Origin of the sequence: Flavobacterium pectinovorum (genome assembly GCF_900142715.1) — a bacterium.
GTDB lineage: Bacteria > Bacteroidota > Bacteroidia > Flavobacteriales > Flavobacteriaceae > Flavobacterium > Flavobacterium pectinovorum.
Genome location: NZ_FRBX01000002.1, coordinates 738,939 through 752,799 on the forward strand (window position 1 = coordinate 738,939; position 13,861 = coordinate 752,799).

The window sequence follows — 13,861 nt, forward strand, 5'->3', positions numbered from 1 at the left end:
GTAATTTTTTTTATAGTTGTTTTTAGTTTTTAGGTTGCAAAAATAAGAATTAATTAGCATTAGAAAGGATAATTTATTCCAAAATTTAAAACCGAGTGTCCAAAATTGTATTCTTTAAACCAACGATCTCCCTCTGGATGCGCCGGATTATAGGTCTTAAAGCCTAAATCTAAACGAATAACAAAAAAGCTTAAATCGTAACGTAAACCAAATCCTGACCCCAAAGAAATTTCTTCTAAATCGTTTAAGTTGTTGAATTTTGCTTTGTCATCAATCACATTATCGAGTACATTCCAGATATTTCCGGCGTCTGCAAAGATAGCTCCTTTGACATCTCCGAAGATTTTAAATCGAAATTCGGCACTCATTGCAATTTTCATATTAGCCTCATTAAAATCGTTCAAAGCATTTGTGCTTCCGGGACCTAACGAATAAGGCTGCCATGCACGATTATCATTAGAACCTCCCGCATAATAACTTCGTGAAAACGGAATGTAATTTGAGTTTCCAAACGGAATTGCGATTCCAAAAAAGCTTCTTACTGCCAAAACTTTTTCTTTACCAAAATCCCAGTGTTTAATATAATCTAATTCGGTTTTTACATATTCTGAATATTCCAAATTAAAAATTTCATAGTTCCCGTTTGTGTTTTTAGGTAAACTCGCAACGCTTGAAATGGCTGATAATAAAGTTCCTGCAGATTCTATTTTTGTTTTAAACTGATAAAAAGTATTGTCGGCAAGATCTTTTTTTGTTGTTGTTGTAAAAGTATAACTCGTTGCCAGAATAAAATCATTTTCTGTCAATCTTACTCTTCTTTCCTCAATACTTTCAACATCTTTATATTGTGCATCTGCCGGAGTTAATGCTGTTTGATTGTTTAAAACTTCATTAGTAAAATTTGTTGTTCCCTGGCTAATAATTAAATTTCCATTTTCATCTATGTTTGTCGCATCAGTATTGTATTGATTTGCAATGCCGTTTAATTCATTATAAGAAGAAGTATAAACTCTGTAATAATTACCTGGATTTAGATTACGTACAAACTGTGCATTCAATAAATCAAGTTTTACTGTATTACGTCTTTTTGGAGACCAGTTATAAGATAATCCACCTGTAAAATTTTCTTTATCTAAACCAATATTTCTTTGTTTTGAAAAACCAGCTGCAATACTCGTTGAAGGAATCATTCTTTTCGGAATAATTTTTTCAGTTCCAAACGGCATCAAGATTCTTGGAAAATTAAGTTTTGTATCAATTCCGTATTCCGAAACATTAAAGAAATTATTATTTGGATTGGCCATATCTTTTGATGATCCGATATTTAAACGCGCCGAGATTTCTAAAGTTTCAGCCCTGTTAAAAACATTTCGAATCGTTTCAGAAACACTCGCTCCAATTCCAAAATCTTGAATATTAGAATGTGTAAAATCCAAAGTAGCCCCAAAACTATATTTCTTTCGTGGTGTTAAATAAACATTAGCAATTAAAGATTCTCCTGCGGGATCTCGTTTGTCGACCTCATATTGTATCGAAGGATAATTAAAAATCTTCAAATTATTCAAATACCGGGAAGAAAGGGTTGTTCGCGTATCTGAAAAAGTACTTCCTTTTGTGATAAAAATCGCATCTGTTATTGCGCGGGGTTTATACTTTAAAGTTTTATAGCTGTATAAATTAAAGTTGTTATAAGCTGTACTATCGTTAATTTTTGTTTTTGCATTCGTTGGAGAATAATCTGTATAAATATTGACATCGCTTATTTTATACAATTTAAAAGGTTCAGTACGGCTCGAATCTCTTTCCTGAATGTTATTGTTTTTAATAATTAAAGTTACATCTGCCTTGTTTTGTTTACCAATCGTATCAATATTATAATTGATGTAAGTTGGCTGAAAAAAGTAAGCACCATGATTTCTGAAATAAGTGGTAATACGGCTTTTTTCTTCCTCAAAATCAGAAGTTTTAAATTGATTTCCGGATTTTAAAAGAGAAGGTTCATTGTTTGTTTTGTATAATGAATCGAGAGCAGGAGTAAGAATGTTGGTTTTAATTGAATCTAAAGTATAACCCGGTCCTGTTGTAATATTATAATTTACCTGAGCTTTTTTTCTGCCAACGCTATCAATATTATAATCTGTTTTTACATTAAAAAAACCATTGTTGAAATAATAATATTTTAAACGAGTCAGAGATTTTTTTGTTTTTGCAGTGTCGACAATAACAGGCGGTTCACCGGTATTTTTTAAAAATTCGTGAATTCCTTTATATAAAAATGATTGTCCAAGACGATCTACTTGTTTTGCAGATAAAACTTTTGCCTGGCGCTCATAAAGACCCGGATTGTTTTTAAATTTTGCCTGATAAGTAGAATCAGGATTTAAATTGGCCAAATTGTACATATTCAAACGTAATTTGTAGCCTAATAAAGTACCATTTGGTTTTTGGTACATTTGATTTGATGCTATTTCGTCGTTTGTAGACTTTCCATTCACCAGAATATTATTTTTTACAAGAAGGTTTTTTCCATCCGGAACTCTTTTTACGGCATTACAAGCAGAAATAAATATTGCTATTAGAATAAATGCTACTATTTTTGTGGAATTCTTTTTCAAGTGTTTTTTAATATTTAATTCAAAAGTACATTATTTTATGGTTAGTAAAAACCAAATAAAACTTATAACAGGTTTACATCAAAAAAAGCAACGTTTTGCAAATCAATTATTTTTTGCCGAAGGAGTAAAAGTAATTCAAGAACTCTTGCAATCCAATTTTGAATTAGAACATTTATACACAACACAAAATGATTTCGAAATAGTTGAGCCTTCAAAACGCACGCTTATTAATGAGCAGGAACTTAAAAAAATAAGTGCTTTATCAACTCCAAATTCTTGTTTGGCGGTTTTTAAAATTCCTGCCGAAAATAAAATTACCGACTCTGGTTTAATTGTAGCTTTAGACGACATTCGTGATCCCGGAAATTTAGGAACCATTTTGCGTCTTTGCGATTGGTTTGGCATCAAACAAATTATTTGTTCAAAAGAAACCGTTGATATCTACAATCCCAAAGTAGTTCAGGCTACAATGGGTTCTATTACCAGAGTAAACGTAAATTATGTCGATTTGAAAACTTTTATTTCGCAAACAAAATTACCTGTTTTTGGAACTTTTATGAATGGAGAAAATATTTATCAATCTAATTTACCACAAAACGGAATCATTATTATGGGTAATGAAGCCAATGGCATTTCGGTAGAGATTGAAAAAACGGTTACCAGCCGACTCACAATTCCAAGATTTGGAGAGCTACAAAAAACGGAAAGTTTAAATGTAGCTACTGCAACAGCAATTATTCTAAGTGAATTTAAACGAAATAGTTGAGAAAATGTTTTAATGAAAAGTGAAATTTATTAAAATCGCTCTTGATTTCATAGAATCAATATTATCTGTCCACGGACTTGGTCCATTTGCAGGATTATCGCGAATTAATTCATCGGTTATACCAAACATTCCTCTGATAGAAGGTGAGAAAATAAAATATTCAGAGAAAATATCTATTCCAAAACCAAGTTCATAAGCGGCAGTCCAGGGTTTAACCCTGAATTTTCCTTCATGGTTATCATCCTTAGATTTCGAATTACTCGATAAGTTTAATGTCGTAGACATTCCTCCAACTAAATATGGGCGAATGTTTCCGGTACGCAATGATGAGAATTTTAATAGTAAAGGAAAATGTATATAAGTACTGTTTACTTCTCTTAAATAATCTTTTTCTAAAGGCATTTCAGGATAATACAAATCTCTCTTTGTGTAATACAAACCTGGCTCAAAACGCAAATTAATGTATTCCTGCAATCTTAAATCGGCAACAACACCAACATTAAAACCAGTTGTTTTTTTTACCTGAATGTCTTGTTGAACGACATTTTTGTAATCAATTTTAAAGTCGAAACTATTGAAACCTAAATAATACCCGAAGTACAGGCGTTGTTTTTGCCAGTTTTCGAGATTAATAATAGGATCTTTGCTAAACATGTTTTTAGCAAATTGAGAATATCCTTTTGTCGTTAAGACTAATAAAAGTAAGATTACTGTTTTTTTCATACTATTTTTTAGAAGCAGAATAAATGGTTGCAACTCCAAACGTTTGTGGCATAGCCACAACATCTATAAACCCAATTTTTCTCAAAATATTGTTTAACGCTTCTCCATAAGGAAAAACAGCAGCCGATTCAGACAAATATCCATAAGCTGAATTATCTTTAGAGAATAACTTTCCTATAACGGGAAGTATGTTTTTTGTATAGAATTTATATCCTTGTTTATAAGGTGTTTTATCTGGTACCGAAGTTTCTAAGATAACAAAAACACCATTTGGTTTTAAAACTCTTAAAATTTCTGCGAAACCTTTTTCTAAATTCTCAAAGTTTCGAACTCCAAAACCAACAGTAATTGCGTCAAAATAATTATCTTCAAAAGGTATGCTTTCTGAATCCCCTAAAACTAAATCAATAACATTTGATAGTTTTTTTTCTTCTACTTTCTTTTTTCCCACCTCAAGCATTCCTGCAGAAATATCCAGGCCTATAATTTTTTCAGCATTAGTTTGTGTCATTAAAATAGCAAGATCACCGGTTCCTGTCGCAATGTCAAGAATGATTTTTGGCTTTTTATCAGAAACTATTTTCAATACTTTTTTTCGCCATTTAATATCAATTCCAAAAGAAATTACGCGGTTTAAATTATCATAGTTTCCAGAGATAGTATCAAACATTTGGGCAACTTGTTCTTTTTTGCCTAGTGTAGAGTCTTTATATGGGGTTACCTTTTCAGTCATTATTTTTTATTTACGCAAATATAATACAATCTGACTTAACTGTTATGGGTTTTTTAATTTGTAAATCAAATGTTTCAGAAAAAGATTTTTAAGCTAACAATTGTCTTTTGCTTATCACGGAAAGTGGGTATTGTGAAAAAATCACGGAAAGTGGGTATTGTGGCAACAAGATTTTATTGTCACTTTTGTCCTATAAAAATATTAAAATTTTTAATGATTAATAGTTGTTGTGACTCAAATCAAATGAATACTTTTTTTGTGCTGGTAATTTCATTTGTTCTTGTAGGTAGTTTTGAAAGTATTATTTTTAATGATACTATTTTTTAAAGCGCAAAATACGTTCTTAGGATTAAATTTGTTTTTGGAAATTTTAATTTTCTTGTCTTTAATACCTTCGTGGTATTTGGTATTAAAGACCCCATTTTTTGAGATTTATTCTCAGAAAAACAATTCATTTATAACAATAGTTTTCAATTGTTTAACAATTGTAAATTTTACGTCATGTTATCAAATACTATTTCTTGAATAAGTCCTAAGCTAGAAATCATTTTTTATTAAAGACATCCTCATTTTTTGGGGATGTTTTTTATTTTATCTTTTAATGTAAGTTTCGTAAGTGTAATCATAAAGATGTTTTTCATCTTTAAAATTTTCTTCAGATTCAACCAACAGCCAATCGCTTTCATTAATTTTAGGAAAAAATGCATCAGCTTCAAAAGTATGATGAACCTTTGTGATTTCTATAATGTCAGTATATTGCAAACCTAAGTTATAAATTTCTCCTCCACCAATAATGTATGAGTCTTCGTTTTCAGGACATATAGCAATTGCTTTTTCAATGCTATTTACAACAATGCAACCATCGGGGTTGTAGTTTTCCTGGCGCGTTATAACAATATGGGTTCTGTTGGGTAATGGCTTTGGAAAACTTTCAAAAGTCTTTCTTCCCATAATAATGTGATGACCGGTTGTAAGTTCCTTGAATCTTTTAAAATCATTTGGTAAATGCCAAACGAGTTCATTATTTTTTCCAAGCGCATTATTTTCGGCTACAGCCGCTATCATTATAAGCATCGTATAAACTAAATTTTGTTATCTGTATCCTCGTTGATTTTTGATTCTAATTGACTAATTCTTTTTTGTTGTAAAGCAACAAGTCTGTCAATTTGTTCTCTTTCCCACTTTTTATTCATAAATCTGTCTGTAATGTAGACTTTTATAAAATGCAGAATAAAAATGAAGAGCCATATCGTTATGCCCCAGATACACCAATTTTGATCTGTGTTGGCACCAAAACCAAAAAACCTATTTGCTATAAATAAAAATAGACTCCCTATTAAAAAAAGAACAAAATGAAAATAAAGAACTTTCTTTTGTCTTAATCTTCTTCTGGCATATTCGTATTGTTCGTGCGCTTCTTTTTCCATAAGATATAAATGAGGTCATAAAGTTAAAATTTATTTTGAAATTCAACAATTTGAAGCGTGGAATATTTCGTTAAAAACAACTGTTTAATTCTAATTGCTAAAAAAAATAGTATTAAAATTATAGATATGATTAAAATTACACGCGCTTTTTGTTATTGTCACAAATCGCTTTAGTATGTGTCTAATGTAAGAATGATTTTGTGTAATTTAGGTGTATAAATCTAAAAATTAAATAGTTATGTCTTTAAAGAAGCAATTTATCAAAACAAAACCAGTTTGTAAGGTTACATTTTCTGTAGAAGCAAAAGATGCAAGTTCAGCTGCTGTAGTTGGAGATTTTAATAATTGGAATGCCGAAGAAGGAACTTTAAGCAAGTTAAAAAACGGGACTTTTAAAGCTACTTATGACTTAGTAAAAGATGCAATTTACGAGTTTAAATACGTAATCGATGGAAGCTATGTTAACGATCCTGAAGCAGATTCATACAAATGGAATGATTTTGCAGGAAGTGAAAATAGTGTTTTGGTAGTATAAAAAAATCCGCTTAAAATTAATTTTAAGCGGATTTTTTTATTTATACAGCAACACTTCCTTTTATACCTGCATGTGGTTCATAATCAACAAGTGTAAAATCGTCATAATCAAAATCAAAAATGTTTTTAATCGCAGGATTTAAAATCATTTTTGGTAATGGTTTTGGATCGCGCGTTAGTTGTAATTCTAATTGCTCAAAATGATTGTTGTAAATGTGCGCATCTCCAAAAGTATGAATAAATTCACCCGCTTCAAGATCACAAACCTGGGCAATCATCATTGTTAATAATGCATAAGAAGCTATATTAAACGGAACGCCTAAAAATATATCGGCGCTTCTTTGGTATAATTGGCAAGATAGCTTTCCTTTTGTTTCGCCTTTTTCAAGATCAGGACTTGTAACATAAAATTGAAAAAAAGCATGACAAGGAGGCAAGGCAGCTTTGTTGTTTGCTACATTTTCTTCAAATGATTTCTTTGTGTCTGGTAAAACTGATGGGTTCCAGGCCGAGATTAACATTCTTCGGCTGTTTGGATTTGTTTTTAATTCAGTAATTAATTCAGAGATCTGGTCAATTTCTTCGCTATTCCAATTGCGCCATTGATGACCGTAAACAGGACCCAAGTCCCCATTAGAATCTGCCCAGGCATCCCAAATTTTAACTCCGTTTTCCTGTAGATATTTAATATTGGTATCACCTTTTAAAAACCAAAGCAGTTCGTAAATGATAGATTTTAAGTGTAACTTTTTGGTTGTAACCATTGGGAAACCTTCACTTAAATCAAAACGCATTTGGTAACCGAAAACGCTTTTTGTTCCGGTTCCTGTTCGGTCACCTTTTTGGTTCCCGTTTTCTAAAACATGTTTTACTAAATCTAAGTATTGTTTCATAATTGGTTTAATCGTTTATTCGTTTTGTTGTTTATTCGGGTAAATGTTTAATCGATTTAACGAATAAACAAATCCACGATTAAACAATCAGAATTATCTTTTTGAGATTTCGTCTCTAATTTTTGCTGCTTTTTCATAATCTTCCTGAGAAACTGCCTGATCTAAAAGTTCATTTAGTTCTTGTAAACTATGTTTTGCATAAACATCGCCGGATTGATTGCTTTCTTCTTCATGCCCGAAAGTTTCCGGATTCGAAAGTACATCATCTATTTCCTGAGAACCCTGATCTGTTTCTGCAGTATTTGATTTTAAATAAATACCCGCTTTGTCTAAGATGTTTTTGTAAGTAAAAATCGGAGCATTGAAACGTAATGCCAATGCAATAGCATCAGATGTTCTGGCATCGATGATTTCTTCGATTTTATCTCTTTCGCAAATTAAGCTTGAATAAAAAACGCCATCAACCAGTTTATGGATGATTACTTGTTTTACAACAATGTCAAATCTTTCAGCAAAGTTTTTGAACAAATCGTGTGTTAACGGGCGAGGAGGTTTTATCTCTTTTTCTAAGGCAATAGCGATCGATTGGGCTTCAAAAGCTCCAATAACAATAGGTAGTTTTCTTTCACCATCAACTTCATTCAAAATTAAGGCATAAGCGCCATTTTGAGTTTGACTGTATGAAATTCCTTTTATGGACAATTTTACTAGACTCATATATATGGGTAAAAAAGGGCACTTAATGCCACATTTTAATACTTTTTTTGATTGGAAAATAAAGGTGCAATTTTAATCAAAAAATATGGAACAAAAAAGCTACCTAAAACAAAGATACGATTATCTTGTTTTTAGGCAGCTATATTTTTTGAGAGAATTTTAAATTAAGAATGCTGTGCTTTAAAAGCTTTTAATTTCTCTGTTAACTTAGGGACAATTTCAAAAGCATCTCCAACAATACCATAATCTGCTACCTTAAAGAAAGGTGCTTCCGGATCGCTATTGATCACAACTTTTACTTTTGATGAGTTAATACCCGCAATATGCTGGATAGCTCCGGAAATTCCTATTGCAATATATAAATTTGTCGCAACCGGTTTTCCTGTTTGCCCAACGTGTTCACTGTGAGGTCTCCATCCTAAATCAGAAACTGGTTTAGAACATGCGGTTGCAGCGCCTAAAACAGCGGCTAAATCTTCAACTAATCCCCAGTTTTCAGGACCTTTCAATCCACGTCCGCCAGAAACTACGATATCCGCATCAGCAATAGATACTTTTCCAGATACTTTTTCTACAGATTCTACTTTTACTCCAAAATCATTATCTCCAATTGTTGGATTAAAATCTTCTACAGATGCAGATCCTGCACTTTCGAAAATTCCGTAAGAGTTTTTAGCAAGGCCAAGAACTTTTACATCTGTGCTAATTTCGGTAATATTAAAAGCTTTGTTTGAGAAAGCATTTCTTTTTACCTGAAAAGGAGAAGTGCTTACCGGTAATCCAACAACATTTGAAGCAAAACCAGCATTTAAAGCTACTGCAACCAATGATGATAAATAAATACTGTCTGTAGTCGAAGAAAGTAAAACAACTTTTGTTCCTTCTTTTTCAGCAGCCTGTTTTATAACATCGGCGTAAGCCTTAGCTGTAAATCCTGCTAATTTATCGTTTGTAACTTTTAGTACTTTATCAACTCCGTATTTAGATAATTCGCTTACATCTGTAATGTTTACAGTTAAAGCGGTAACGGTTGTTCCTAAAGTTTCTGCCACTTTTTTAGCGTAAGAAGCTAATTCAAAAGCAACTTTTTTAAATTTTCCTTCTGCAGATTCTGCATATATTAATATTGACATATTTTTTTTGTTTAAAAGTTTAAAGTTTCAGGTTTCAAGTTCGAAAACTGAAAACTGCGACTGAATACTGATTACTAGATTACTTTAGCCTCGTTGTGTAATAAATTGATTAACTCATCTAAGTTATCAGGAGAAATTAATTTTACTGCTGATTTCGGAGCTGGTTTTTCAAATTTTACTGCTTTTGTATTTACAGGAGCATCAACAGGCTCAAGAATAGTTAAGGCTTTTGTTCTTGCAGTCATAATCCCTCTCATGTTCGGGATACGAAGATCTTTTTCTTCAACAAGACCTTTTTGCCCACCAATGATCAGAGGTAAAGTAGTGCTTACAGTTTCTTTTCCACCATCGATTTCACGAACGGCTTTTACATTATTTCCATCAACGGTTAAAGAAGTACAAGAGTTTAAAAAGTTAGAACCCAAAATTCCAGCAATCATTCCAGGAACCATTCCGCCATTATAATCTAAAGATTCTTTTCCTGCAATTACAAGATCATAACCTCCATTTTTAATTACTTCTGCCAATTGTTTAGCCACAAAAAAGCCATCAGTTGGATTTGCGTTTACACGAATAGCTTCGTTTGCACCAATTGCCAAAGCTTTACGCAAAGTTGGTTCAGTATCAGGACCTCCAACATTAACTACAGTAACGTTAGCACCTTGTTGCTCCTGAAACCAGATAGCACGTGTTAGGCCAAACTCGTCATTAGGATTAATTACATATTGTACGCCATTGGTGTCAAATTCTGAGTCACCATTGGAGAAGTTAATTTTTGAAGTAGTATCAGGCACATGGCTGATGCAAACTAGTATTTTCATAAGTATATATTTTGAATTTATAATATGCTTTTACAAATTTAGAATTTAATTTGGAATAATTATACTATGCATGCATAATATTTTTGAAAACTATTACGATTTCGAAGAAATGCAGAATATGCGCTTAAATTAAATTTTTTGAAAGCTTCTTAATAGAAAGAGTAATCCAAATTATGTAGTAAAAGTTTAGAAATATTTCTTAAAGTATTTTTGAGTTATTACACTTGTTTTATTAACCGCAAGGATAAGTTGTTAATTTTTAGTTGTTTTTTAATTTAGGAATGCTATCCTATTTAAAACACAATTTAGTGGATTAAAAAATAAAGACAAATCGATACAATCCTTTCTTTTTTGAGAACTAATTGAGCACCAATTATTTTGCTTTAAAAATAATTTGTAAGAAAATATATCTTTTTTGTTTTGATAAGTCAGAAAATTAGCCTAAAATTGCCGAAAATTTATGTTAAATAAAATATTTCAATAAAAAAATAAGCTAGTCAATAATAATCAAAATAAGCATAATGGTAAGAATAAGAAGTATAATTTGGAGTTTTATTTTGGTTATTAATTTCACGAGTTATGGTCAATCTCCTGGTGGAGTTCCGGGATCACAGGTTTGGTTTAAAACAAATCAATTGCCAAATGGTTATTTTAACTGGCAGGATTTCAGTGGCAACGGGGTTAAGTTTAATGATTGGAATAGTACTAAGGAGTATACTTATACCAATCGTAATTTTAATTTTAATACCGGATTGAATATGAATGGTTGGAGCAGTGAGTTTTTTTTAAACCAAACTAACCTACAACAAGCTACAATAATTGGAATTTTCGGTTTTGTAACCACTAATTTTAACTACGAGACTACTATATTCGGAGTTAAAGGCCGACCAAATGAAAGCACATTAATAACGAATGATAAAATAGTAGACAGTGCTGAAAGAGGGGGCGAAATTTTGGATTATGGAGAAGCGAATGGAGAAGATTTGTACCGAAAACAAGACAATAGCGAAGGATCCGAAGCCAAATTCAGGGAACGTTCTTTAAAAATTGTTTCGTATTATCAATATCAGCAGCCTAATATTTCGGTTTGGGGAGAAGACCAAAATTCAAGTCTAACTCTTGGGAATGTTCATATTAATGAGCCCAATGGTTTTTCAACCTATACCATGAAAAATTTCTATAATAATCTATATGGTTATCTGCCCGAATTATTTGTCTACAGCCGTATTTTAACACTGCTTGAACGCCGAAAAGCCGAAACTTATCTGGCTGTAAAATATGGTGTGAGCTTAACTAATTCTTATATAGCGAGTGACGATAAATTAATTTGGGATTATAGTGCAAACACAGCCTACAACAACCGTATTACCGGAATTATGCGTGATGATGCCAGTGGTTTAAATCAGCCTTTTTCTACTACAAGTTACGAAGAAGGACCTTATTATTCTGATTCTTATGATTCTTATCAGGAGCCTGCTTATAGAGACCAGTCTACACGTTACCGTTTATTGGCAATGGGGCAGATGCCCGCAAATGAATTGGCAGATAAGAGTGCCTCTTTATGGGGGGATGACAATGGTATTTTAGCCACTAAAGATGCCGGTGGTATTGCAGGGATAAAACGAATGACCCGAACATGGAAACTTGTTACGAACATTCCAAACCCAACAGCAGAACAAAAGAAATTACTTTTTAACAGTAAAGGATTTGAGGTAGATTCGAATTTAGGTAAAAGTACATTTACTAGTGATTATGCATATGTGGAAGGAATAAGTGTCACAAAAACGCCTACGCAGAAAAAAAATGGTTATCTGGAGTTTAAAACAGTAGCAAAAGGAAGTGACGTAACCATAAAATTTGGAGCGCAGAACGGGCTTGCAGGATCAATGGATTATGGTATAAAAATGGATCCAAATGGATCAATTTATGCAATCGAAAACACCAAACAACCCGTTTATTTAGGAGTGATAATACCAAATTATCATAAAACTACCATAGAAAAAAAAGGAAATCAGGTTTTTATAAATATCTATGATCCCAATGGCGTAAAATCAATTACAACAAGAATCCTAACCGTTTTGCCAGCAGATGTAGATAAGGATTTTTATGGTGTTGTATCGTCAAAACAAAAAGATGTAAATTTTTCGCTGACAGTACTTCATGGCGGTTTTGTAGCAACAGGATCAAGAGTAGAGCTTTCTTATGATAGTTCAAGAGCGGCAGAATTTGCAAACTATACAGACAGGAGTTACCTGATTATTGACCGTTCCGGTACTGGAGAATTTGGAGTTGATAATGTAGAATACCTACCCATTAGTGAGATCGACAATACCCGAAAAAAAATAATTTTCAACAATGTACTATGGGATACAGATGGTAATGGAAAAGATGTTTTTTCTTTTGGATATAAAGATAAAGCGGTAAAATTAATTGCCGTTGAGGAGGCCATACCGCCTACTTGCGTTGATGGAGTCTTACAACAAGACGGGAAAATTAATATTGAAGTAAAAGAAGGTTTTCCTGCATATAAATATACTTTGAATAAAACAGGAGCTTCTACGGTTTTGCAAACTGGGACTTTTAATGAATCTAAAAAAACGCTGACCAATCTGGAAGCAGGTAATTATGATTTGACTTTGGAAATGGTAGGGACCAATTTTGAAAGAAGCGGAGGAAATCAATCCGCTCTGGTAGCCTCAGTAACAAACACAAGCTTAATCACACCAGGAAATGGAAGTTTGGAATGGACAGTATCTGATGTTTTTGACTACTATGGATATGAGGTTAAATACATAGGTTTTATTGATCAAAAAACAACCCTCACCCGAGATGCTTTAAATTATGGACTGCACATAGATGTAGGTGGTAGGCTATCTTTCTTTAGCAGAGGAGGTATATACGACGTTGTTTTAGCAATATTAAATAAAGGCGACAGAATAAAATTGGAAATGCAGAACGATATTCTAAAATGCTCGGTTAATGGCAATCTCGTGGGAACTAAAAATTTGTATCCATCAGAGGTGGGAAAACCTTATTTTGGATTTATAGGTTTTGAAGGAACAAGTAATGGTATTTATAATGTAACTCATACCGGTTTTGTAAACAGTTCGACCAAACTTGGATGGTCAACGGCAACCTACTTAACCATAACAGAAGGTGACGGTATAGCCAGCAAAGTAGTGCAAAAAATAGAGATTAAAGCTCCTGAATGTAAAGAAATTCTACCGCCTGTAACACCACCTGTAACAGATAATCTTGTCGTAGCTCCGGTACCTTCAAAAGCAGGGGCAAATTTCAATATTTATGTAAAATTAAATAATCCTTCAGAGATGATGGTATTGATCTTTAATACAGCAGGGACATTAATAACACAGCTTCGAAATCCAGAACTTCAAAAAATAGGCACGTTTACTACCAGTATTCCCACATCAGGAATTTATATCATAAAGGTATTGACAACTGAGGGTGAATTCTCTAAATCAATCATTATACAGTAGTA

Annotated in this window: 12 protein-coding genes; 3 read left to right on the forward strand and 9 right to left on the reverse strand. The window is 32.5% G+C overall.

The genetic code is table 11. The features are described 5' to 3' along the window. Window positions 1-59: 59 nt before the first annotated feature. On the reverse strand, window positions 60-2,615 hold the full coding sequence (gene tamL / locus BUE22_RS09795; RefSeq protein WP_073394881.1) for a translocation and assembly module lipoprotein TamL: 2,556 nt from the start codon (window positions 2,613-2,615) through the stop codon (window positions 60-62). 37 nt (window positions 2,616-2,652) lie between these two features. On the opposite strand from tamL, the gene BUE22_RS09800 reads away from it, so the two are divergent. Further along, on the forward strand, window positions 2,653-3,381 hold the full coding sequence (locus tag BUE22_RS09800; protein ID WP_073394882.1) for a TrmH family RNA methyltransferase: 729 nt from the start codon (window positions 2,653-2,655) through the stop codon (window positions 3,379-3,381). A 9-nt stretch (window positions 3,382-3,390) separates the two neighbouring features. Here BUE22_RS09800 and porT read toward each other — a convergent pair whose 3' ends face one another. From porT to BUE22_RS09825, 4 genes are all read right to left on the reverse strand, one after another. Next, window positions 3,391-4,104, reverse strand: a complete 714-nt coding sequence (gene porT / locus BUE22_RS09805) for a type IX secretion/gliding motility protein PorT/SprT (protein ID WP_073394883.1) — start codon at window positions 4,102-4,104, stop codon at window positions 3,391-3,393. Window position 4,105: 1 nt separating this feature from the next. Then, window positions 4,106-4,837 (reverse strand): bifunctional demethylmenaquinone methyltransferase/2-methoxy-6-polyprenyl-1,4-benzoquinol methylase UbiE, encoded by a 732-nt coding sequence (gene ubiE, locus BUE22_RS09810; protein WP_042566120.1) that lies wholly within the window; start codon window positions 4,835-4,837, stop codon window positions 4,106-4,108. A gap of 591 nt (window positions 4,838-5,428) precedes the next feature. Further along, window positions 5,429-5,911, reverse strand: a complete 483-nt coding sequence (locus tag BUE22_RS09820) for a dihydrofolate reductase (protein ID WP_073394884.1) — start codon at window positions 5,909-5,911, stop codon at window positions 5,429-5,431. Between the two features lie 8 nt (window positions 5,912-5,919). Further along, complete coding sequence (locus tag BUE22_RS09825) at window positions 5,920-6,264, reverse strand: 2TM domain-containing protein (RefSeq protein ID WP_042566123.1); 345 nt, start codon at window positions 6,262-6,264, stop codon at window positions 5,920-5,922. Between the two features lie 238 nt (window positions 6,265-6,502). On the opposite strand from BUE22_RS09825, the gene BUE22_RS09830 reads away from it, so the two are divergent. Further along, window positions 6,503-6,799, forward strand: a complete 297-nt coding sequence (locus tag BUE22_RS09830; protein WP_042566124.1) for an isoamylase early set domain-containing protein — start codon at window positions 6,503-6,505, stop codon at window positions 6,797-6,799. A gap of 40 nt (window positions 6,800-6,839) precedes the next feature. On the opposite strand, the gene BUE22_RS09835 is transcribed toward BUE22_RS09830, so the two are convergent. From BUE22_RS09835 to BUE22_RS09850, 4 genes are all read right to left on the reverse strand, one after another. After that, on the reverse strand, window positions 6,840-7,691 hold the full coding sequence (locus tag BUE22_RS09835; RefSeq protein ID WP_073394885.1) for a thymidylate synthase: 852 nt from the start codon (window positions 7,689-7,691) through the stop codon (window positions 6,840-6,842). Between the two features lie 93 nt (window positions 7,692-7,784). Then, window positions 7,785-8,408 (reverse strand): bifunctional nuclease family protein, encoded by a 624-nt coding sequence (locus tag BUE22_RS09840; protein WP_042566126.1) that lies wholly within the window; start codon window positions 8,406-8,408, stop codon window positions 7,785-7,787. A 164-nt stretch (window positions 8,409-8,572) separates the two neighbouring features. Beyond that, window positions 8,573-9,541, reverse strand: a complete 969-nt coding sequence (locus BUE22_RS09845; RefSeq protein WP_042566127.1) for an electron transfer flavoprotein subunit alpha/FixB family protein — start codon at window positions 9,539-9,541, stop codon at window positions 8,573-8,575. 74 nt (window positions 9,542-9,615) lie between these two features. Continuing rightward, a complete protein-coding gene (locus tag BUE22_RS09850; RefSeq protein WP_073394886.1) occupies window positions 9,616-10,362 on the reverse strand; it encodes an electron transfer flavoprotein subunit beta/FixA family protein in 747 nt (248 codons plus the stop codon). A gap of 521 nt (window positions 10,363-10,883) precedes the next feature. Between BUE22_RS09850 and BUE22_RS09855 the strand changes: the two genes are divergently transcribed. Beyond that, complete coding sequence (locus tag BUE22_RS09855; protein ID WP_073394887.1) at window positions 10,884-13,859, forward strand: DUF8202 domain-containing protein; 2,976 nt, start codon at window positions 10,884-10,886, stop codon at window positions 13,857-13,859. Window positions 13,860-13,861 lie beyond the last annotated feature (2 nt).

Excerpts from the sequence above, each read along its gene's own strand:
- BUE22_RS09830 (WP_042566124.1), top strand. The coding sequence starts at position 6,503 with ATGTCTTTAAAGAAGCAATTTATCAAAACAAAACCAGTTTGTAAGGTT.
- porT (WP_073394883.1), bottom strand. The coding sequence starts at position 4,104 with ATGAAAAAAACAGTAATCTTACTTTTATTAGTCTTAACGACAAAAGGA.
- BUE22_RS09845 (WP_042566127.1), bottom strand. The coding sequence starts at position 9,541 with ATGTCAATATTAATATATGCAGAATCTGCAGAAGGAAAATTTAAAAAA.
- BUE22_RS09800 (WP_073394882.1), top strand. The coding sequence starts at position 2,653 with ATGGTTAGTAAAAACCAAATAAAACTTATAACAGGTTTACATCAAAAA.
- BUE22_RS09835 (WP_073394885.1), bottom strand. The coding sequence starts at position 7,691 with ATGAAACAATACTTAGATTTAGTAAAACATGTTTTAGAAAACGGGAAC.
- BUE22_RS09840 (WP_042566126.1), bottom strand. The coding sequence starts at position 8,408 with ATGAGTCTAGTAAAATTGTCCATAAAAGGAATTTCATACAGTCAAACT.
- BUE22_RS09825 (WP_042566123.1), bottom strand. The coding sequence starts at position 6,264 with ATGGAAAAAGAAGCGCACGAACAATACGAATATGCCAGAAGAAGATTA.
- ubiE (WP_042566120.1), bottom strand. The coding sequence starts at position 4,837 with ATGACTGAAAAGGTAACCCCATATAAAGACTCTACACTAGGCAAAAAA.
- BUE22_RS09850 (WP_073394886.1), bottom strand. The coding sequence starts at position 10,362 with ATGAAAATACTAGTTTGCATCAGCCATGTGCCTGATACTACTTCAAAA.
- BUE22_RS09855 (WP_073394887.1), top strand. The coding sequence starts at position 10,884 with ATGGTAAGAATAAGAAGTATAATTTGGAGTTTTATTTTGGTTATTAAT.
- BUE22_RS09820 (WP_073394884.1), bottom strand. The coding sequence starts at position 5,911 with ATGCTTATAATGATAGCGGCTGTAGCCGAAAATAATGCGCTTGGAAAA.